This is a genomic window from Schaalia dentiphila ATCC 17982 (genome assembly GCF_000154225.1).
GTDB classification, from domain to species: Bacteria; Actinomycetota; Actinomycetes; order Actinomycetales; family Actinomycetaceae; genus Pauljensenia; species Pauljensenia dentiphila.
Genome location: NZ_DS264586.1, coordinates 778,609 through 800,026 on the forward strand (window position 1 = coordinate 778,609; position 21,418 = coordinate 800,026).

Annotated in this window: 18 protein-coding genes and 2 tRNA genes; 11 read left to right on the forward strand and 9 right to left on the reverse strand. The window is 64.7% G+C overall.

All coding sequences use genetic code 11. The features are described 5' to 3' along the window. Positions 1 to 104 precede the first annotated feature (104 nt). The 7 genes from ACTODO_RS03260 to rpmH all read right to left on the reverse strand — a co-directional run bounded on the left by ACTODO_RS03260 (position 105) and on the right by rpmH (position 4,788). Complete coding sequence (locus ACTODO_RS03260) at positions 105 to 941, reverse strand: ParA family protein (protein ID WP_003791360.1); 837 nt, start codon at positions 939 to 941, stop codon at positions 105 to 107. Between the two features lie 329 nt (positions 942 to 1,270). After that, positions 1,271 to 1,933, reverse strand: coding sequence for a 16S rRNA (guanine(527)-N(7))-methyltransferase RsmG (rsmG, locus tag ACTODO_RS03265; RefSeq protein ID WP_003791362.1), 663 nt, complete (start codon positions 1,931 to 1,933; stop codon positions 1,271 to 1,273). Between the two features lie 13 nt (positions 1,934 to 1,946). Next, a complete protein-coding gene (locus ACTODO_RS03270; protein WP_003791364.1) occupies positions 1,947 to 2,450 on the reverse strand; it encodes a Jag family protein in 504 nt (167 codons plus the stop codon). Between the two features lie 83 nt (positions 2,451 to 2,533). Beyond that, a complete protein-coding gene (gene yidC, locus ACTODO_RS03275) occupies positions 2,534 to 3,874 on the reverse strand; it encodes a membrane protein insertase YidC (protein ID WP_003791366.1) in 1,341 nt (446 codons plus the stop codon). 48 nt (positions 3,875 to 3,922) lie between these two features. Next, entirely contained in the window at positions 3,923 to 4,288 is a 366-nt protein-coding gene (gene yidD, locus ACTODO_RS03280; RefSeq protein WP_003791368.1) for a membrane protein insertion efficiency factor YidD, read from the reverse strand. Then, positions 4,285 to 4,638, reverse strand: coding sequence for a ribonuclease P protein component (rnpA, locus tag ACTODO_RS03285; protein ID WP_034511940.1), 354 nt, complete (start codon positions 4,636 to 4,638; stop codon positions 4,285 to 4,287). Before rnpA ends, yidD begins: the two co-directional genes overlap by 4 nt. A gap of 9 nt (positions 4,639 to 4,647) precedes the next feature. After that, positions 4,648 to 4,788, reverse strand: coding sequence for a 50S ribosomal protein L34 (gene rpmH, locus ACTODO_RS03290; protein WP_003791379.1), 141 nt, complete (start codon positions 4,786 to 4,788; stop codon positions 4,648 to 4,650). A gap of 449 nt (positions 4,789 to 5,237) precedes the next feature. Here rpmH and dnaA point away from each other — a divergent pair, with 449 nt between their 5' ends. The 8 genes from dnaA to ACTODO_RS03330 all read left to right on the forward strand — a co-directional run bounded on the left by dnaA (position 5,238) and on the right by ACTODO_RS03330 (position 16,723). Then, entirely contained in the window at positions 5,238 to 6,668 is a 1,431-nt protein-coding gene (gene dnaA / locus ACTODO_RS03295; RefSeq protein ID WP_003791382.1) for a chromosomal replication initiator protein DnaA, read from the forward strand. A gap of 409 nt (positions 6,669 to 7,077) precedes the next feature. Then, on the forward strand, positions 7,078 to 8,214 hold the full coding sequence (gene dnaN, locus ACTODO_RS03300; protein ID WP_003791385.1) for a DNA polymerase III subunit beta: 1,137 nt from the start codon (positions 7,078 to 7,080) through the stop codon (positions 8,212 to 8,214). A gap of 1 nt (position 8,215) precedes the next feature. Then, on the forward strand, positions 8,216 to 9,412 hold the full coding sequence (gene recF, locus ACTODO_RS03305) for a DNA replication/repair protein RecF (RefSeq protein WP_003791387.1): 1,197 nt from the start codon (positions 8,216 to 8,218) through the stop codon (positions 9,410 to 9,412). Beyond that, complete coding sequence (locus ACTODO_RS03310) at positions 9,405 to 10,193, forward strand: DciA family protein (RefSeq protein ID WP_003791389.1); 789 nt, start codon at positions 9,405 to 9,407, stop codon at positions 10,191 to 10,193. The genes recF and ACTODO_RS03310 overlap by 8 nt, the downstream gene beginning before the upstream one ends. Positions 10,194 to 10,292: 99 nt before the next feature. Next, a complete protein-coding gene (locus tag ACTODO_RS10305; RefSeq protein WP_003791391.1) occupies positions 10,293 to 11,192 on the forward strand; it encodes a hypothetical protein in 900 nt (299 codons plus the stop codon). Between the two features lie 307 nt (positions 11,193 to 11,499). Next, positions 11,500 to 13,524: a DNA topoisomerase (ATP-hydrolyzing) subunit B gene (gyrB, locus tag ACTODO_RS03320; protein WP_003791396.1), complete on the forward strand. Its 2,025-nt coding sequence runs from the start codon at positions 11,500 to 11,502 to the stop codon at positions 13,522 to 13,524. A gap of 75 nt (positions 13,525 to 13,599) precedes the next feature. After that, positions 13,600 to 16,203 (forward strand): DNA gyrase subunit A, encoded by a 2,604-nt coding sequence (gene gyrA, locus ACTODO_RS03325; RefSeq protein WP_003791397.1) that lies wholly within the window; start codon positions 13,600 to 13,602, stop codon positions 16,201 to 16,203. 127 nt (positions 16,204 to 16,330) lie between these two features. After that, positions 16,331 to 16,723: a DUF3566 domain-containing protein gene (locus ACTODO_RS03330; protein WP_003791401.1), complete on the forward strand. Its 393-nt coding sequence runs from the start codon at positions 16,331 to 16,333 to the stop codon at positions 16,721 to 16,723. Between the two features lie 1,343 nt (positions 16,724 to 18,066). On the opposite strand, the gene ACTODO_RS03340 is transcribed toward ACTODO_RS03330, so the two are convergent. After that, positions 18,067 to 18,945 carry an Mbeg1-like protein gene (locus ACTODO_RS03340; protein ID WP_003791403.1) on the reverse strand — a complete coding sequence of 293 codons (879 nt, stop codon included), beginning with the start codon at positions 18,943 to 18,945 and terminating at the stop codon, positions 18,067 to 18,069. A 123-nt stretch (positions 18,946 to 19,068) separates the two neighbouring features. On the opposite strand from ACTODO_RS03340, the gene ACTODO_RS03345 reads away from it, so the two are divergent. The 3 genes from ACTODO_RS03345 (at position 19,069) to ACTODO_RS03350 (ending at position 19,394) form a co-directional block, all read left to right on the forward strand. Beyond that, a tRNA-Ile gene (locus ACTODO_RS03345) sits at positions 19,069 to 19,145 on the forward strand. A gap of 30 nt (positions 19,146 to 19,175) precedes the next feature. After that, positions 19,176 to 19,310, forward strand: a complete 135-nt coding sequence (locus tag ACTODO_RS10930; RefSeq protein WP_003791404.1) for a DLW-39 family protein — start codon at positions 19,176 to 19,178, stop codon at positions 19,308 to 19,310. A gap of 11 nt (positions 19,311 to 19,321) precedes the next feature. Beyond that, positions 19,322 to 19,394: transfer RNA gene (locus ACTODO_RS03350), tRNA-Ala, on the forward strand. Between the two features lie 134 nt (positions 19,395 to 19,528). Here the strand turns inward: ACTODO_RS03350 and ACTODO_RS03355 are convergent. Then, a complete protein-coding gene (locus tag ACTODO_RS03355) occupies positions 19,529 to 20,956 on the reverse strand; it encodes a cryptochrome/photolyase family protein (protein ID WP_003791407.1) in 1,428 nt (475 codons plus the stop codon). Positions 20,957 to 21,418 lie beyond the last annotated feature (462 nt).

Consider the following 21,418-nt stretch of genomic DNA (forward strand, 5'->3'; position numbering starts at 1 on the left):
AAGCGTCTTTGATCACTTTGTTGCACCAATGCTCACGCACGGTAACTAATACGTGCCGATCTGGGAGAACATACGGAACACACCGAATGTTTCACGTGAAACAATCACCCTTCAGAAGCAGCGACGCGCTGGCACAGCTCCAACGCAGCCTTCCGATACGCGATTGCACCCACGTTGCGGGGATCGTACGTGACGACAGTCTGACCGTAGCTCGGCGCCTCGGAAATGCGCACCGATCGCGGGATGACCGTCTCAAAAGTGTGGGACGGGAAGTGCGAACGGACCTCGCTCTCGACCTCTTCGGAGAGCTTCGTGCGCTTGTCCGCCATCGTCAGCAACATGCCGGAGACACGCAGGCCGGGGTTAAGATCGACACCGATCCGTTCGACGGTGTTCCACAGCTGGCTGAGGCCCTCCAGGGCGTAATACTCAGCCTGAATCGGGATCATAACCTCGTCGGCGGCGACCATGACATTCAGCGTCACAAGGCCGAGTGAAGGCGGGCAGTCGATGAGCACGATGTCGATATCGGCATGCTCAGAAACATACTCACGCAAGGCCTCGCGCAGCCGGTACTCACGACGCTCAACGTCGACGAGCTCGATTTCGGCGCCGGACAGATCGATCGTGGCCGGGCACACGACAATACCGTCGATGTCGGGGCACGGCTGCACGACGTCGGCAACACTAGCGCCACCAATAATGACGTCATAGGTTGACGGGGTTCCAGCGGGGTGCGGAACGCCGAGCGCGCTCGAGGCATTTCCCTGGGCGTCCGCATCGACGACGAGGACAGACAAGCCACCCATCGCGAGGCCGGCCGCGAGGTTAACGGCCGACGTCGTCTTACCTACGCCACCCTTCTGGTTCGCGACGGCGATGATGCGCGTGTGCTGAGGGCGCGGGAACGTTGCGCGTTCGAGCATGGCCAGATCGCGCATGTTGCGCTCGATCTGATTCGACAAAGGGGTGTTGTTGGTACTCACGTGACACCTTCCTAGATACTGCCCCTAGTTTACGGGCAGACGCCCACACTTCCAGCACGAAAGGCCCGGGATGCATCCAGGCGCACACAATCTCAGCGCACCGCCGTGAAACAAAGAAAATTTCGTTCTGTAGGATCGATTCTCCCAGCGAAGAGCGATAGCGCGACAAACCGTCAATCGAGGGAATCGATCTGACACAACACCACACATATGTGGTGCGCGTCACTATGTGAGAGGAGCGCCGCAGCAACCGCCACGACGCTCCTCTCCCCACTGGGGACGCGTTACTTGATCCGATTGCAGACGACCACGTACGTCGACTCGTCCTCCATGATGGAGGGCACCTCGTGGATCTCAGCGCGCAGGTGGTGACGACGGAGCTCCGCCGAGGCCTCGTCCACCTCGATGGGTGCGCGGCGGCCCTTGAGGGCCACGAGCGTGCCGCCGGGGGCGATCAGCTTCGACGTCATGCGCACGAGCTTGCTCATGTTCGCCACGGCGCGGGCGGTGACCACGTCGGCCTTGCCCTTGCCGCGCAGCTCCTCGGCGCGCGCCTGGTGGATGGTGACGTTGTCGAGACCCAGGTCTTCCACGACGTCCATGAGCCACTCGACGCGGCGCGCCATGGGCTCAGCCAGGTGCACGTCGAGCTCGGGGCGGCAGGCAGCGATCACGATGCCGGGCAGACCGGAACCGGAGCCGACATCAAGGACCTGACGACCGTCCTTACGGGGCATGAAGTCCAGGACGGCAGCGGAGTTGACGATGTGGCGCGACCAGATGCGCTCCATGTCGCGCGGGCCGAGGAGGCCGCGAATCTCGCCTTCCTCCTCGAGCATGCGCGCGTATTCGGCGACCTCGGCGAAGGCCGGTCCGAAGAAGTCGCGGACGGCCTGCGTGGGCTCTTCTGGGACGAAGGGGTCGCCAACCTGGCGACCCCTTCCCATCCCGTTCGGGTTCTCACTCACCGTCGGTGTCCTCGGGGAGGATCACCACGCGGCGGTGGGGCTCGGCGCCCTCGGACTCGGAGGTGAGGCCCTCGTCGGCGACCACGTCGTGGCACACCTTGCGCTCAAACGGGTTCATGGCGTCAAGCTTGACGGCCTCGCCGGTGGCGCGCACGCGGGCGATCGCCTCACGGGTAATGTCCTGCAGCTCTTCCTTGCGCTCGGCGCGGAAGCCGGCGATGTCGAGCATGAGGCGCGAGCGCTCGCCGGTCTCGGTCTGGACGGCCAGACGGGTCAGCTCCTGGAGGGCGTCCAGGACCTCGCCGTCGTCGCCCACGAGGCGGTCGAGGGCGTCGGGGTCGTCGGCGACGATCTCGACCGAGGCGCGGCCGTTTTCGACGTCGATCTCGATGTCGCCGTCAAGGTCGGCGATGTCAAGCAGCTCTTCCAGGTAGTCGGCGGCAATTTCGCCTTCTTCTTCGAGGCGGGTCAGCTTGTCTGCGTTGTCGTCACTCATGACGTGTCCTCCGTAGTGGGGAATGGGGTCTTGCTGGTGTCCAGGTTACCGGCTGGGGGCCTGGAACCGTGAATCTATGGTGGTCAGCGCTTGTTGCCGCGGCGGCGGGCCTTGCGGCGCTCGATGCGGCGACGCTCGATCTCCTCGGCGCTCAGCGAGCTGTGGCCGGAGGTCGATTCGCTGGCCTCGGACGCATCCTTAGACGAGGCCTTGGCGGACTCACGCTCGAGGGTGCGGCGGTCGCGGACCTGCTTCTGGAGCTCGGCGCGCTGGGCGGAAGCTTCCTGCTTGGCCAGGCGCTTCTCGACGGCCAGGGTGAGGCCGTGCATCCACTGCTCGTCGGGCAGGGTCGTCCACTTCTGGGTGGCCAGGTTGCGGTAGACGGTGATGATTTCGCCGGCGCTCATGGAGGCCGGGAAGTCGGAGGCGACGCGCTGCTTCTTGGCCTTAGAGCGCAGCTCGGCGAGGGTGCGCTCGTTGAGTTCGTCGATGCGCGGGTCGGAGCCGGCAACGCCCAGGGCGGCGCGCTCACGGTCGTAGTTCTGGAAGTAGGGCTTGGCCCATTCCTGGTAGGCGGCCTCGCGGGAGGCGAGGAGGTCGGCGTAGGCCGGGGAGCCGGGGGTCGGCATGACCTTGATGGTCCAGAGGGACTGGGCGAGGGCCCAGAAGGAGGCGGTCACGGTGTAGATGACGACGCCCATCTGGAAGAACGCGCCGGAGAAGATGAACATCAGCGGCATCACGTACATCATGGAGCGCTGCGACTGAGCCATCGGGTTGTCGCCCATGTCGGGCATGTTGCGCGAGAAGGACAGTCGCATGGAGACGAACTGCAGGACGACCATGAGGACGATCGCGGCGATGAAGACGGCAACGATCGTGGGCTGGCCCCAGGATTCGCGCAGGGTGTGAGAGAGCGGAACGCCCAAGACGGTGGAGTTCACGATCTCGGTAGACACGGACTCGGTGAGCGGGCCGAGGTGATCGGTGGCCTCACCGCGGTAGGTGTAGGTGCCGTTGGAGATGGAGGAGACCGCGATGATGGCTCGGTACATGCCGAAGAGGACGGGCATCTGTACGAGCATGGGCAAGCAGGAGGCGAAGGGCGAGACCTTGTGCTTGCGCTGGAGGGCCTGGGTCTCTTCCATCATCTTCTGACGGCTGACCTGGTCCTTCTTGCCCTTGTACTTCTCCTGGATCTTGCGCATCTCAGGCTGGATGGCCTGCATGGCGCGCGAGGAGCGGATCTGCTTGAGGAACAGCGGGATGATGGCGATACGCACCAGGATGGTGAGCAGCACGATAGACAGGACCCATGCCATGCCCGATCCGGAGGACATTCCGAGCAGCACGAGGAGGTCGTGGATCCAGACCCACACGTAGGAGATCGCCCACGCGAAGGGGTGGAGGATTGCGTCGAACATAGTTTTCGCTTTCGCCGTGGCGCGGGAGCGCCGCTGTTTCGTTGTTCCTTAGAGTCCCGAGGCCGTGTCCGGCTCGGTCAGGTCGTGCTCCGGGTCGAGTCCCATGGGGTCGGGGCGTACCCAGTTGTCGTGCCCAGCCCAATCCTCGGGTGGAATCCAGGGGTCGGGCTTCCAGCGTCCACGCTCTGGTACGTGGTCCACTCCCCCGTGGCTCCAGGGGTTGCATCTGAGCAACCGCCAAGTCCCGAGGATGAGTCCCTTGATGGGTCCGTGGACGCGAATGGCCTGGAGAGCGTAGGTGGAGCAGCTGGGTGCGTATCGACACCGGGGGCCGAGGGCCGGGGAGATGTAGCGCTGATAGGCGACGATGGGTGCGGACACGAAAGCGCGAAGCGCCCGGCCCGCCATGTTCATCGTGCGTCCCACTTACGCCACGCTCGCGCCATCACGCGGTCAAGGTGTTCGCCGAGTTCCTTGGAGGGGACGCCGAGAGCCTTGGACGAGGCCCTCACGACGACCCGGGCTCCTTTGGGGAGGTCGGCGATCCGTTCGCGCATGAGGTGGCGCAGCTGCCGCTTGACGCGATTGCGTCCGTTGGCGCGCTTGATTTCCCGCTTGGGTACGACGAAACCGACGAGGCGACTGTTGCGTTCCTCGTCGGCTCGGACGTGGACGACGACCAGCGGATCCCCTGCTCGCGTTCCCTGTCGGATCGCGGCGGTGAAGTCCGCTGGGTCAACCATGCGGTGCGCGCGCGGCAGCACCGGGGTGTCTCAGGCGGACAGCTTGGCGCGGCCCTTGCGGCGGCGGGCAGCCAGAATGGCGCGGCCGGCGCGGGTCGACATGCGCAGACGGAAGCCGTGCGTCTTGGAACGACGACGGTTGTTGGGCTGGAAGGTCCGCTTGGTGGTCACGGCAATTCTCCTCGGCGGGGAGTGGTTTCCCACTCGGTATCGGTTGGGCTATCAACACGTAAGCACGCGCGATAGCGGGGACGCACGCCCGAAATGGGCGCAAACAAAGACCAAGACTAAGCGGATTGGGGCCACACGTCAACGCGGCGGCGTTACCCACCGCGTCACACACAGTATCCACAGCTGTGCAAATCACTGTGGATCTCATCCGTCCACAGAGCGTGGATGACAACAGTTATCCACAGGCTATGCGTATTTTTGCTTTCCGCATGCTGCTGCGGACCCAAAGTTGTAACTACAAAGCTGTGATTCTGTGATAGTTCTCCACAGGTTCATCCCCAGTCTGTGCATAACATGTGCGCGGACTACACTTCGATAATGTACGAGCGTCACGCACATCACCGATTAGTCGTGACCGAACTCACCTGAATTTGTGACCGGAGGTTGCCGTGGAGTCGGATTCCCTCACACGCGCGTGGGCTGCGGCCCTGGACGCAGTCCCCACCGACGAGCTGGGGCCCGTCGCCACGTCGATGCTGCGCTCGGCCCGTCCCCTCGGCGACATCGAAGGCACGATCCTCCTCGCCGTCCCCAACGATTTCACCAAGCAGTGGATTGAAGACAAGGCGCAATCGAAGCTGACGACCGCCCTGTCCGTGCACCTGGGCCGCACCGTCCGCATCGCCATCACCGTCGACCCCACGCTCGTGGTCGTCACGGAAGAAGAGGAACCCACCCCCGCCGCGCCTGCGGACGCCCCGACCTCGTCGACCGATGAGGACGAGGAACACCACTCCCCCGCCCTCGTGACCGCGCCCACGGACTCCGGCCCGACCCACCTCAACCCGAAGTTCACCTTCGACACCTTCGTCATCGGCCCGTCGAACCGTTTCGCGCACGCCGCCGCGCTGGCAGCCTCTGAAACCCCGGGCACCGCCTTCAATCCCCTCTTTATCTACGGCGATTCCGGACTGGGCAAGACGCACCTGCTCCAAGCCATCGGCCACAACGCGCTGTCGATGATGCCCCACCTGAAGGTCCGCTACGTCAACTCCGAAGAGTTCACGAACGAGTTCATCAACGCGATTCGACTCAATAAGACGGATAACTCCCAGGTCGAGGCCTTCCACCGCCGCTACCGCGAGCTCGACATTCTCCTCATCGACGACATCCAGTTCATCGGCGACAAGGAACAGACGGTCGAAGGCTTCTTCCATACCTTTAATGCGCTGCACAGCGCCAACAAGCAAATCGTCCTGACCTCCGACCTGCCCCCCGCCCAGCTCAAAGGCTTCGAGGACCGCATGCGGTCGCGCTTCTCCTCGGGCCTGCTCGTCGACGTTCAGCCACCGGACCTGGAGACCCGCATCGCGATCCTACATAAGAAGGCGGACGCCGAGGGCCTCGAGGTGACCCCTGAAGTCTTCGAATACGTGGCCTCGCGTATCTCCTCGAATATCCGTGAGCTGGAGGGCGCGCTCGTGCGCATCGGCGCATGGGCGTCGCTGTATCAGGAGCGCATCGACCTGAACCTCGCGCAGATGATGCTCAAGGATTTCGTGTCCAACCCAGACGACAACGAGATCACCGTCAGCCTCATCATGAGCCAGTGCGCCGTCTACTTCGGCGTCACAATCGAGCAGATGGGTTCGTCGGAGCGCAGCCACAACGTCGTCGAGGCCCGCCAGATCGCCATGTACCTGTGCCGCGAGCTCACCGACCTGTCGCTGCCAAAGATCGGGCAGGCCTTCGGCCGCGACCATACGACGGTCATGCACGCGAACAAGAAGATCTCGAAGCTCATGAAGGAGAAGCGCGAGACCTTCAACCACGTGTCGGAGCTTACAAATAGGATTAAGCAGAAGGCCAGGGAGTCGTGAAAATGGCGCGGGCGCTGACGAAAATCGGCGCCCGCACGAGATTCACAGGAGTTGTGCACAGCTGGTGGACGAATACGCGTCGGCTGTGGAGAAAAGGGCCTTGCCTGTGGATCTCAAAAAGTTGTCATTTGCTTCGTGCACAGGTGGTCGTGACACATCCACAGCCTCGTCCCGGAATGACATCACAGAGATTTGACTGAAATTCCAACGCATAAGGGAGTTATCCACAGAACTCACAGACCTTATGATGGAGGGGACAGTCACATGACAAATTTTTTTCACAGGCCTCCGCACAACAACGTCGCCACCGACGCAACGCGATGGCGCACGCAAGGCAAATTTCCTGCCCCACGTGGGCACACTTGTGGGTAAAGTAGTGTCCGATCCGTTTTGTGTTTTGGAGGCAGCTATGAAGTTCACCGTCGCCCGCGATGTTCTGGCCGAAGCCGTATCGTGGACCGCCCGCGCGCTCCCCGTGCGTCCGGCCTCGCCGATCCTGGCCGGCGTGCGCATCAAGGCCGAAGGCGACGAGCTGACCCTGTCCTCCTTCGATTACGAGGTCTCCGCGAACTCGCACATTCCCGCGACCGTCGACGAGGCCGGCGAGGTCCTGGTCTCCGGTCGTCTGCTCGCCGACATCTCCAAGTCGCTGCCCTCCAAGCCCGTCTCCGTCGAGCTCGATGGCCAGAAGGTGAACCTGGTCTGCGGCTCCTCGCACTTCACGCTCGCGGTCATGCCCCTCGACGAGTACCCGCTGCTGCCCTCGCAGCCCACGGGAGTCGGCGCGATCGATTCCTCGACACTGTCGCAGGCCGTGTCCCAGGTGTCGATCGCCGCGTCGCGCGACGACACGCTGCCCCTGCTGACGGGCGTGCGCATCGAGATCAACGGCCCTGCGATCACGCTTCTGGCTACCGACCGCTACCGTCTCGCCATGCGCGAGCTCGACTGGGAGCCCACCGACACCTCGATCGAGGAGGTCGCCCTGGTCAAGGCCCGCATCCTTCAGGACGTCGCTAAGTCGATGACTTCTGGTGCCAAGGTCGAGGTCGGCCTGTCCGGCGAGTCCCAGCCCGGCGCCTCGTCCCTCATCGGCTTCACCGCCCAGGGCCGCCGCACGACCTCGACCCTCATGGACGGCGACTACCCCGCCGTGCGCCGACTCTTCCCCGATACGACGCCGATCCAGGCCGTCGTCGATCGCCACGCCCTGCTCGAGGCTGTTAAGCGTATGTCGCTGGTCGCCGAGCGCAAGACCTCCGTGCGCCTGGCCTTCACCGAGGGCCAGCTGGTCCTCGAGGCCGGCCAGGGCGACAACGCCCAGGCCTCCGAAGCCATCGAGGCGACCCTGAACGGTGACGACATCTCGACCGCGTTCAACCCGCAGTTCCTCATCGACGGCTTGCAGGTCCTGGACACCGACTACGTGCGCTTCGGCTTCACGCACCCCACAAAGCCGGCCGTCATCACGGGCCAGAAGAAGGCCGACGAGGGCGAGGTCACGCAGTTCCGCTACCTGCTGATGCCCATCCGCTTCGGCATCTGACGTGCGCGTCTCCCACCTGGCCCTCGACGACTTCCGCTCCTGGAAGCACGGGGTCGTTGAGCTGCCCGAGGGCCCCACGGTCCTCGTGGGTGCGAACGGCCAGGGAAAGACGAACCTCGTCGAGGCGCTCGCCTACCTGTCCACGTTTTCGTCGCACAGGGTCGGCGCGGAGGGTGCCCTCGTGCGCATCCCCATCGACGAGGCCGAGGCCGCCCCGGGTGGTGCCGTCATCCGCGCGCGGGTCGTGACCTTCGGTCGCGAGCAAGTCATCGAGCTGGAAATCGTGCGCGGGAAGGCCAATCGCGCGCGCATCAACCGCGCGCAGGTCAAGCCCCGCGAGATTCTGGGCATCGTGCGCACGGTCGTATTCGCCCCCGAGGATCTGTCACTCGTGCGCGGCGACCCGTCGGTGCGCCGATCCTTCCTGGACGACCTAGCCACGCAGCTCTCCCCCATTCACGCCTCCGTGCGCTCCGACTTCGATCGGGTCGCGCGCCAGCGTGCGGCGCTCATGAAGGCCGCCCAGGCCTCGCTCCGCCGCGGCCAGTCCCCCGACCTGTCGACCCTCGAGATCTGGGACCAGCAGTTCGCCGCCCTCTCCGCGCGCATCACGGCGACGCGAGCATCCATCGTATCGCGCCTGGAAGAGCCGGCCGCGCGCTCCTACGACGACGTCGCCGACTCCCCGCGCCACCTGCACCTCGCCTTCGATGCCTCGGTCGACCGCGTCATCGGCACCGACCCCGACAACCCGGCCAGCGCCGACCTCACCGACGTGGACGCTCAGACCGAGCGCATGCTCGCGGCCCTCGCGTCAGTACGAGAGAAGGAAACCGAACGCGGCGTTAACCTCGCCGGCGCACACCGCGACGACCTGGCCCTCAGCCTCGGCGCGATGCCCGTCAAGGGCTACGCCTCGCACGGCGAATCATGGTCGGTCGCCCTCGCGCTGCGCCTCGGAGCCTTCGAGCTGCTCAGCGACGACGGCGACACTCCGATCCTTATCCTCGACGACGTCTTCGCCGAACTCGACTCCTCGCGCCGTGAGGGCCTCGCCGCCCTCGCCTCGAAGGCAGAGCAGATCATCGTCACCTGCGCGGTCGCCGGCGATCTGCCCGCCTCCCTCGACCACCACGCCCTGCACGTGCGCCTCGACCCCGAGCGCGGCACCGTCATCGACGAGGCCGACGATGAGTGAGCGCGAGGACATGGCCGCCGACGAGCTGAGCGGAGCTGTGGCCCCCGGCGAAGAAACTGACGCCGACGAGTTCGTCGTCCGCGCCCTCGAGCGAGCCCAGAGCGTCGCCCGCACGCACGGCTATACGAGGTCCACCCTGCCCTCGTGGGGCCTCGACGAAACACGTCCCCGCCGCAGCCTCGACGGATCCAGCGAATACGCGGCCATCGAAACCGACGGATTCGGCCGCCTTGCAGACGAGAAGAGCGTCGCTGCGCGCGCCGCAGCCCGAGCCGCCGCCTACCGCCACGGAGGCGGGATCGAAGCCCCGGCCTCGTCGACAGAAGAAGACCCCGAGGGCGACCTCGCGGCCCTGCGCCAGGCCCTGGAGGGAACCGGCGCCTCGTGGAGCCGCGCCCCCGGCCTGGCAGCCATGCGCCCGCGCTACCGCAGGGCCAACTCCCTGGGCGCCATCCTGGCGCGCACGATCAAAACCCGAGAATGGGACACCCCCACCAAGATGGGGTCAATCATGGCGAAATGGCGCGACATCGTCGGCCCACAAGTCGCCGAACACGCCCGCATCGAGACCTTTGAGGGGCACCGCCTGGTCGTGCGCACCGACTCCACCGCCTGGGCCAAACAGCTCCAGCTGCTCCTACCCACCATCGAGCGGCGCATCGCCGAAGAGGTAGGATCAGGCGTCGTCGAGCAGGTCATCATCCGAGGACCCGTCGCCCCCTCGTGGCGCAAAGGCCCCTACGTCGTGCGCGGCCGAGGCCCGCGCGCCGACTACGGGTGACAGCGCCGGGAACGTCTGCGTCCAAATGTGTTTCTGACCGCGCGGTCTCTGATACGCTGTTCCGTTAGCCCGCGTGTGAGGGCTTGTTAAGGAGACATCATGAGCAATCCATTCGCCAGGAACGAAGGAAGTACCCCGGGATTTGGCCAGCAGGGCGGATACCCCGGCGGAGCCCAGGGCGGATACCAGCAGGGATACGGCCAGCAGGGTGGGTACGCCCCCGGCCAGTACCAGGGTGGATTCCCTCAGGGTGCACCCCAGCAGGGATACGGCCAGTGGAACCCGCAGGGTGGCTACGGCGAGCAGGGTGGCTTCCCCCAGGGCGCGCCCCAGCAGGGCAGCAAGTCCAAGACGCCGCTCATCATCGGCATCATCGCGGCTGTCGTCGTCATTGCGATCGTCGTCGGTGTCGTCATCTGGGCGATGTCGGGATCTGACTCCGATGATTCTTCGAACACCTCCACCCCGGCACCCGGCACCTCCGCCCCGGCGAACCCGGGGAATGGCAGCGCAAACCCGGCAAACCCCGCGCCCGGCAACCCACAGGCGCCGAACAACACCAACCCGTCCGCCGCACCCACGCAGGGAAACGGAACGGGAGCCAACGGCTTGCTCAGCATGTTTACGCAAGACACCAATTGCCTCTACGAGATGACCGACATCTCCTACGGGCCCAAGGCCGACAACAACGAGCAGACTCTCAAATACACCTTCAATGTCACCAACAAGGGAAGCGCCTCGAGATCCTGCAGTCTGATGCCGCTGCCCTACCAGAACAACGATCAGCTCGGCACGCCTAACTTCTTCATGACTCAGAAGCCCGACGACTTTGAGTATGTGCCTGGCGCTAGCGGGGTTCCCGCCGGACAGACGCAACAAGTCGTCGTCTACCGGGTCATTGAGAATAAGAGGGACCCCATCGAGTTCCGCGACCCGAGCTGGCCCCTCCTTCAGGGCCAGGGCAAGGATTACCAAAAGTGGACCTGGCAGCCGAAGTAATCCACTGATCAGGCGTCGCGCACGCATCCGCTCAGAGCTCTGTATCAGCATCGTACGGGGCATCCTGGCGCGCGAATCGTCGCTGCTGAAGAGTGAGTGACGGGGCCGCCCTCCCAGCCGGGAGGGCGGCCCCGTGCATCCCAGCCGCAACCACAATCGGCATGTGACTGATCACAGTCGACTTTTCGTTGGAATCACGCAGTTTGTAAAGTAACCCTGCGATCCTGTCAATCCCGGGAACAAGCGCCACTTTTGGTAGAATCTACAAGGTTAAACATCTATTTTCGCGCACTGCGAGGGGAGCCACGTGGCTGACAACGAGAAGAACGCCGAAGGCGAGCAGTCCTACGGCGCATCGGACATCACCGTCCTCGAGGGCTTGGAAGCCGTCCGCAAGCGCCCGGGCATGTACATCGGATCCACCGGCGAACGCGGCCTACACCACCTGGTGTACGAGGTCGTTGACAACTCCGTCGACGAGGCCCTGGCCGGCTATGCCGACCACATCGAGGTCACGATCCAGGAAGACGGCGGCATCAAGGTCGTTGACAACGGTCGAGGCATCCCGGTCGACGAGCACCCCACCGAGCACAAGCCCACTGTCGAGGTCGTCATGACGATCCTGCACGCCGGCGGCAAGTTCGGCGGCGGCGGCTACGCCGTCTCGGGCGGCCTGCACGGCGTCGGCATTTCTGTCGTCAACGCCCTGTCCACCCGCGTGAACACCGAGATCCGCCGGCAGGGCTACGTGTGGCGCATGTCGTTCGCAAACGGCGGCACCCCCATCACCCCCCTTGAGCGCGGCGAAGAAACCGACGAGACCGGCACCACCCAGGTCTTCTACCCGGACCCCGAGATCTTCGAGACCGTCGAATTCGACTTCGAGACCCTGCGTCAGCGCTTCCAGCAGATGGCCTTCCTCAACAAGGGCCTGCGCATCACCCTGACCGACGAACGCGAGTTCGCCACCGCCGAAGGCGACGAGATCGCCGGCGGCGAGGAGGCCTTGGACAAGAAGACCAAGGGCCACCGCACCGTCTCCTACTGCTACGAGCACGGCCTGCGTGACTACGTCGAATACCTCGACTCCGCCAAGAAGTCCGAGACGATCAACAACGAGATCATTGACTTCGAAGCAGAAAACGACGAAGGCACCATGAGCGTGGAAATCGCCATGCAGTGGACCACCGCCTACTCCTCGTCCGTCCACACCTTCGCCAACACCATCAACACGACCGAAGGTGGCATGCACGAGGAGGGCTTCCGCACCGCGCTGACCTCCCTCGTCAACCGCTACGGCCGCGAAAAGGGCATCATCCGCGACAAGGACGACAACCTCACCGGTGACGACGTCCGCGAAGGCCTGACCGCCGTCATCTCGATCAAGCTCACCGAGCCCCAGTTCGAGGGCCAGACGAAGACGAAGCTCGGCAACACCGAAGCCCGCACCTTCGTTGCCCAGCAGGTCTACTCCAAGCTCACCGACTGGTTCGACGCCCACCCCGCTGACGCCAAGGCCATCATCAACAAGGGCCAGGCCGCCCAGGCCGCCCGCGTCGCCGCCCGCAAGGCCCGCGAGGCCACCCGCCGCAAGGGCGTCCTCGAGTCGGCTTCGATGCCCGGCAAGCTGCGCGACTGCTCCTCGCGCACTCCCTCCGAGTGCGAAATCTTCATCGTCGAGGGCGACTCCGCTGGCGGCTCCGCCGTCGGCGGCCGCGACCCCGAGCGTCAGGCGATCCTGCCGATCCGCGGCAAGATCCTCAACGTCGAAAAGGCGCGCCTGGACCGAGCCCTGTCCTCGGACACCATCCGCTCCCTCATCACCGCCTTCGGCACCGGCATCGGCGAAGACTTCGACATCTCGAAGCTGCGCTACGGCAAGATCGTCATCATGGCGGACGCCGACGTCGACGGCCAGCACATCGCCACGCTGCTGCTGACCCTCCTCTTCCGCTATATGCGACCCCTCATCGAGGGCGGCCACACCTTCATCGCCATGCCCCCGCTGTACCGAATCAAGTGGACCAACGCCGAGCACGAATTCGCATACTCCGACAAGGAACGCGACGAACTGCTTGCCGCCGGCTCCGCCGCGAACCGCCGCCTTCCCAAGGAAGGCGGCATCCAGCGCTACAAGGGTCTGGGCGAGATGAACGACCACGAACTGTGGGAGACCACCATGGATCCGGCCAGCCGAATCCTCAAGCAGGTCACCCTTGACGAGGCCGCAGACGCCGACGAGACCTTCACGATCCTCATGGGCGACGACGTCGACCGACGCCGCACGTTCATCCAGCGCAACGCCACCGACGTGCGCTTCCTCGACATCTGACATCACCCACGACCAGCCCAGCCCCAGCCTCGTACCGGGCGGGCCTGATCGAGCAGAAACAACGTAAGGAAAAACGTGAGCGACGAGCAGACAACTAACGCGCGGCACATCTCGGACACCGAGCGCATCCGCCAGGTCGACCTGCAAAAGGAGATGCAGCGCTCCTACCTCGACTACGCCATGAGCGTCATCGTCGGGCGCGCCCTGCCCGACGTGCGCGACGGCCTCAAGCCCGTCCACCGTCGCGTCCTGTACGCCATGTACGACGGCGGATACCGCCCCACCTCCTCGTTCTCCAAGTCCTCCCGCGTCGTCGGCGAGGTCATGGGTAACTACCACCCCCACGGCGATGCCGCGATCTACGACGCCCTCGCGCGCCTCGTGCAGCCCTGGTCGCTGCGCTACCCCCTCGTCGCCGGCCAGGGTAACTTCGGTACCCCCGGCAACCTGGGCCCCGCCGCACCCCGTTACACCGAGTGCAAGATGGCGCCCCTGGCCATGGAAGTGGTCCGCGACATCGACGAAGAATGCGTCGATTTCCAGGACAACTACGACGGCCGCAACCAGGAACCCACCATCCTGCCCGCGCGCTTCCCGAACCTCCTGGCCAACGGCTCCGAAGGCATCGCCGTCGGCATGGCCACCCGCATCCCGCCGCACAACCTGCGCGAACTCGCGCGCGGCGTCGAATGGGCCCTCGAGCACCCCGACGCGTCCCGCGAAGAGCTCCTCGAAGCGCTCATCAAGCTGATCCCCGGACCCGACTTCCCCACCGGCGCCACCATCCTGGGCCACAAGGGCATCGAAGACGCCTACCGCACCGGCCGCGGCTCCATCACGCAGCGCGCCGTCGTCAACGTCGAGGAAATCCAGGGCCGCCAGTGCCTCGTCGTCACCGAGCTGCCCTACCAGGTCAACCCCGACAACCTGGCCGACAAAATCGCCCAGCTTGTGCGCGACGGAGCGATCGGCGGCATCGCCGACATCCGCGACGAGACCTCCGGGCGCACCGGCCAGCGCCTCGTCATCGTCCTCAAGCGCGACGCCGTCGCCAAGGTCGTCCTCAACAACCTCTACAAGCGCACCAGCCTGCAGGAGAACTTCTCCGCCAACATGCTCGCGCTCGTCGACGGCGTGCCCCGCACCCTGTCGATCGACGGCTTTATCCGCCACTGGATCAACCACCAGATCGACGTCATCGTGCGCCGCACGAAGTTCCGCCTGCGCAAGGCCCTCGAGCGCCTGCACATCCTCGAAGGCTACCTGAAGGCCCTCGACGCCCTCGACGAGGTCATCGCCCTCATCCGCCGCTCCCCCACGGTCGATGAGGCCCGCGCCGGCCTCATCGAGCTGCTCGACGTGGACGCCATCCAAGCCGACGCGATCCTGGCCCTCCAGCTGCGCCGCCTGGCCGCCCTCGAGCGCCAGAAGATCATGGACGAGCACGCCGAACTCAAGGCCCGCGTCGACGACCTCAACGACATCCTCGCCAAGCCCGAGCGTCAGCGCGCCATCATCTCCGCCGAACTCGGCGAAATCGTCGACAAGTTCGGCGACGAGCGCCGCACCCGCATCCTCCCCTTCGACGGGGAAATGTCGATGGAAGACCTCATCCCCGAAGAGGACGTCGTCGTCACCATCACCCGCGACGGCTTCGCCAAGCGCACCCGCACGGACAACTACCGCTCGCAGAAGCGCGGCGGCAAGGGCGTGCGCGGCACCCAGCTGCGCGGCGACGACGTGGTCGAACACTTCTTCGTCACGACCACGCACAACTGGCTGCTCTTCTTCACCAACCTCGGCCGCGTCTACCGCGCCAAGGCCTACGAGATCCCCGAAGGCGGTCGCGACGCCAAGGGCCAGCACGTCGCCAACCTGCTGGCCTTCCAGCCCGACGAGCACATCGCACAGGTCCTCGCGATCCGCACCTACGAGGACGCAGACTTCCTGGTCCTGGCCACCAAGCGCGGCCTCGTCAAGAAGACCCCGCTGAGCCTGTACAACTCGCCCCGCTCCGGCGGCATCATCGCCATCAACCTGCGCGAGGACGAGGACGGCAAGCCCGACGAGCTCGTCTCCGCCCAGACCATCATGGCCGACGAAGACCTCATCCTCGTCTCCCGCGACGGCCAGGCCGTGCGCTTCACCGCCACCGAAGACCAGCTGCGCTCCATGGGCCGCTCCACGTCCGGCGTGCGCGGCATGAAGTTCCGCGGCGACGACGAGCTGCTCAGCATGGAGGTCCCGCGTGATAACACCGACCTGCTGATCGTCACCGAGTCCGGCTACGCCAAGCGCACCCCCGTCGATGAATACCCGACCAAGTCGCGCGGCACCCTCGGCGTGCGCGTCGGCAAGCTCGTCGACGAACGCGGCGGCCTCGTCGGTGCCCTCGTCGTGCGACCCGATGAAGACGTCATGGTCATCACCGAGTCCGGCAAGCTCGTCCAGGTCAACGCCTCCGACGTGCGACCCACCGCCCGCAACACCATGGGCGTCATCTTCGCCCGCCCCGACGAGGGCGACCGCATTATCGCGATCACTCGCAACCCCGATTCGGGTGACGAGGACGAGACCGACGAGTCCGAGAACACCGAGTCTATGGAAGGGACCGACGCCCCCGCGGACGAGGCTTCGGCCCCCGCAGGTGGCGACGACACCGCAGACGCTGACAAGTGACGCATGATCACGGGACGAGGCCCCCGCCTCGTCCCGTGATCAATCTGCCAAAGCGGCGCGGAACCAGCGCCGGTGCCAGGCGATGCGGTAGCCTGGCAGGTAGGAAGTGCGACCTGGAAGGAAACCCATGAGCGACCACGTCTCGAGCACCCGCAGCGACGCTCCCCGCCGAGTTGACCTGGCCATCGCGCGCATCGACGCGTGGACCGTCATGAAGGTGGCGTTCCTGCTGTCCGTCGCCCTGGGTATCGCAATGGTCGTCGCCACGATCGTCCTGTGGCTCATGGTCGACGCCATGCACGTCTTCAGCCAGCTTGAGGAATTCCTCAAGACCATGGGCGCCGGCCGCTACGCGGACCTCCTGGACTATGCTCGCCTGCCGCGGGTCATCTCCTACGCGACCATCGTCGCGGTCATCAACGTCGTTCTGCTCACCGCCCTGTCGACGCTGGGAGCCATGCTCTACAACGTCGTCGCCTCGCTGGTGGGTGGCGTCAAGGTGTCCCTCATGGATGAGTGAGGGCACTCGCCCAAAGGGGTCGGCTGATGCCGGCTCCTTTTGCTATGCCCTGCGTCGGTTATCGCGCTGCTTTGTGGGGCCCGGCCGCTGTGTGTGCCGGTGGGCGGCGGCCCGCCCGCGAGATCGCCACACGCGAGCCTGACGGCTCGGAGTGGTCGATCTCGAGGCCCGCCCTGGCCCTGCCGCCACCCACCGGCACCGCGGCCAGGCCCCCGCCGCCCACGGCCGCCGCAGCCTGGCTCATTTCATATCCGGGCCACTGCACCCTCATTGGCGAGTCCACACCCAATTTCGCACGTAATTCCCCTGGGGCTGTTTTAGGTTTTGAATCATGATCGTTGGTATTTCAACGTTTCTGGGTGCAGTTGAGGGATAGCTTCGATCGAATTACGTGCGAGTTATCTGAGGAGCGGGCATGTGGCTGCGCGCGGAGCGGATGTCTGAAACCGGCATCGCCTTTGTGGGCCGTTGAGGTGGGCCCGTTGAAACCGTCATCGCCTTTGTGGGCCGTTGAGGTGGGCCCGTTGAAACCGTCATCGCCTTTGCGGGTGAGAAATCGGTGTTTTTAGCGTGTTTTTCGGTTGCAGAGGTGTTGTCGGTTTCAATGGCTGCTGTTGAGGGCTGAGCAGTGGTGATGGCGGTTTCACGTTGGTCTGCATCAGCGGTCGCAGAGGTGATGGTGGTTTCACAGTTGCCACGTGGCTGTGTCCTGTGTGCGAAAAAGTTCTCCCTGCTCGGCCTGATGGTGGGCGTGAGCGCGATAGAGTTCGCCCTGCGTACGAAAAATGGCCCGAAATCGGCGTTTTATTGCGTGCTGGGCGAATTTTGTCGCGGGTTGAATAGGGGAGAGGGGCTGCGTTGGGCGAATTTTGTCGCGCATGCCGGCACCGCGGTCTGGCCTTGTGGTCCGTCCGGTGCCCTCCACGCCGATGGTGGTGGGGGTTTTGCAGCATTAGAGGCTGCCTGTCGGCGTGTCGTGGTTCTAATGACGCCATTTCCCCCGTTTGGTGGGTGAGTGTGAGGGGTGTGGTGCCCAAAGTGCAGACCACCTCGGCGAAAAACGCTGAAAACGGGAGGTTGTGGGCGAGGTGGTCTGCGTTTTGGGCGCAGTGGTGTCTGGCGCGGTGTGCGTGCTCGCAGGTGAGGCCATTATTCTGAGTGCTCACCCGATAGATCGCACGTTAATCCGCTGGCCTGCACGTTAACCTTTTGATACGCACATAAACCCCTCAACATGCGCTTGGGCGGCGTTGCCCACGCGCATCTCATCGGGTTAACGTGCGGGGGAAGGGGCCCACGTGCGCATCAAAGGGCCCAGGTATCCATCTCAAATGCCGGTGTTGCTAGTTGGTGCCAATCCGCGTCGGGCGCGCCCGCAAGACCGACGCAAGGATGTTGCGCAAGATGACTCCGGACCGCGATTGCCGCCGGTGATCGGGAGCAAGCAAAGGACCCTCCGGGCACCACGCATACGGGTTGTGGCTGAGTGGCCCCGGCCATCTCGACGCAACGACGGTGGCCGGCGCGGGCAAGGGGAGCAGCGGACTCACCCAGGATCCCGCCGTCACGTAGATGTGCATCAGCCCGTCGATGCTCGCGAAGAATCCACCGTCAACAACCGGCGCTGGAAAACCCACGGGATCAAACGCATAGACGCGCGCGAGTGCCGGGGGAGTGGTGGCCGCCGCCGCGTACAGCGCGAGATTCGCACCCTTTGAATGGCCGACCACGGTGAGTGGCCCATCGGCCCGCGCCGCCGCAAACGCCAGGTAGTTGGCGGCCCACAGCTGTGAATCCGTCGGGAAATCAAGGCCGAAGCGGGCATCCTCCGCCCACCCGACCGCGCTTGCATCCGTCCCGCGCAAGACCACGTAGGTCGCCCCGGCCTCGTCGACGAAGGTGACGGCGCCGAACTGAGCAAGCGGCCGCGACGTCAGCCGTGTGACCGCATCGCGCACGCGCAGACCCCCGAAGCGCGCGCTCGCACCGGCGGACTCGAGGAGGGGACGATCGGCGTGGGACGCCAACGAATAGCGATACAGAGACGGGATTGACGAGGCCTGGGCGACTTCTCGGAGCAGGCAACCGTGCGGGGAACGAGGCCCGGGCAGCGCGTGAAAATCCACGTAGACCAGGCACGAGAGAACGAGAGCATCGGCGGGGGAAAGGTCCGCTCGCAGCGGTGTGCGCGCGTCTCGGGCGTGCTTGATGACGGTGGTCACGAGGCCTCCTCCTCTCCGTCGATGGCCGGACAATCGCGGTCGTGTTGGACGTCACCAACGCTCGATTTTGCCGGATGGCCCTGTGCTGTGTACTATATCCGAGTGCCCGAAAGGGTGCCGGTTGGGCCTATAGCTCAGTAGGTTAGAGCGCAGTCCTGATAAGACTGAGGTCGGTGGTTCGAGCCCACCTAGGCCCACCATCCGCAGGCGAGCGAAAGCGGAGGATCATCATGAAGAAATGGGTCACCTGTTGTGTGGCTGTCGGATCCGTCGTGGCCGTCGGCATCGCCGTCCGACAAATTCTCGTTGATCTTTCCGATAACGCTGACCTGTGGACGTCCGTCACGGACGCCGTGGAGGACTGAGTTCCTCCTACGGGGCTATGGCGCAATTGGTAGCGCACCTGCTTTGCAAGCAGGGGGTTACGGGTTCGAGTCCCGTTAGCTCCACTCTACGTACAAGGCTCGAATCCTTGCCATCTTGGATGGTTTCGGTTCGGGCCTTTTTGCTGTCTTAGGCCCGGCCCGGGCAAGGGCGTTGGTGAGGTGGCTTTGGCGTCGGCGTCATCCCGAGGACACTCACCTTAACCACGTTGAGGCTTGGCATGGGAGCCGGATAACCCGTGTACTTGCTCGTAAGCGGCGAGCGCCTCGCGTCGCGACTCGGCCAGGTCGACGACGGGCACGACAGGCCGAGCGAGTCCCTCCGGGATCCAGCGCCTGACATAGCGGCTGCGCGGATCGAAGCGGGTGCGCTGGAGGTCAGGGTTGAAGATGCGGAAGTAGGGCGCAGCGTCTGCGCCGCAGCCGGCCACCCACTGCCACGAGATAGGATTGTTGGCCTCGTCTGCGTCCACGAGAGTCTCCCAGAACCACTGCTCGCCGTCTTGCCAGGGCTGGAGCATGTTCTTGGTGAACAGCGATGCCGCGACCATGCGCACCCGGTTGTGCATCCAGCCTGTCTGCCATAGTTGCCGCATTCCAGCGTCGACGAGGTCGATGCCGGTGCGGCCCTGTCGCCAGGCCCGCGCCAGGTGGTCGTCGGGATAGTAGGGGAATTCCGCGAAAGCTGGACGCATGGGGGTGTCCTCTAGATGTTCGCGGTGGTGGAGCAGGTGCCAGCTGAACTCGCGCCAGTAGAGTTGCCTGGTCCAAGCGACGATATCCTCGCCCGAGGCCGTGCTGGTACGGGCTGCGGCTACGGCTTGGCGCGGCGATAGTTCCCCGCACCGCAACCTCGGCGAGATTCTACTGGTGGATGTTTCCTCCCCGGGCAGGTCACGGCGTGTGGCATAGCCGGGTAACCAGCTGTCGATGGCGTCCAGTTGCTGCCGGGCTGCCAGTTCACCGGGCTCCCAGTGCTGTGCGAGAGTCTCTTCCCACCAGGCGGGGCCCTCGTCGAGCAAGCCAATGTCCTCTAAGTTCTGCAGGACACCGTCCTCCCGCAACGTGGCGAGGGCTGTGTCCGCACCGCCCCGCTCGCCGATCGGTGAGGGCTCGGGCAGGAGGGGACCGAGGGGCAGGTCGGCTACGGCGTGGCTGAACGGTGTGAAAACTTGGTAGTGGGAGCCGTTGACCGTCTGCATCAGCCACGGTTCGGCGAGAAGGCTGCCGGGGTGGCTGTGCACCTCGGTGCGGGATTTCAACTCTTGCTTGATGGCGGCGTCCAATCGGCAGGCTGCCGGGGCGTAGCGTCGTGTCCAGTGAACGACGGTAGGTTGCAAGGCGTCCACGACTTGGCGCATGACGTTAGCGGCGTCACCCCGGGCGAAGACGAGTGGAATGCCAAGGTCAGCAAGCCGCGGTGCCAGCTGTTGCAGGCTGCGGTGGTACCACCACCGGGTGGCCGCACCGAGCGGGCGTGGGCCGTGCCGATTGTTGTCCTCATCGGTCCTGCGGGTTTCGTGGATCCACAGTGCCACCACGGGTCCATCTGCTGCTGAGCAGGCGGCTGTCAGCGCCGGGTGGTCAGCTAGACGGAGGTCGTCGCGAAGCCAGATCAGTGTTGTCATGGAGGATCCTTGGGAGGGTTCAGTGCAGGAATTGGCCGGCGATCGTGTCGGCGAAGGCTGTGAGGGGCATCGGCTGCTGCTCCCGATCAAGGAAGTGGTCCACCCAAACCCAGGTGTAGAGTGCTGGGGTCATGCACGTTATCGTCGCTGGTCATCGTACTTGATAGGCGACTGGCGCCACAAGACACGTCGGAGGTCTGTGGACGGCGCGTGGCCGAGCCAAAGTTCTCCGCCTGTCTACGGAGATCCACGTGTCACCCGCAACCTGGCGGTTGCGGGTTTTCTGTTTGTGAGCTTCGACAATTTGAGCAGGTCAGCGGCACCGCTGACGCCATATTGTGCGCTTGGATAAAAGTTGTCCGACCACCTGGTTATAGGTGGTGAATCAGGGTGCCCCGTCACAAAAATTGTGCAAAGTGGTCCGTCAGCTGCAGTGAAACACCGTAGTTGTCCACAGTACTA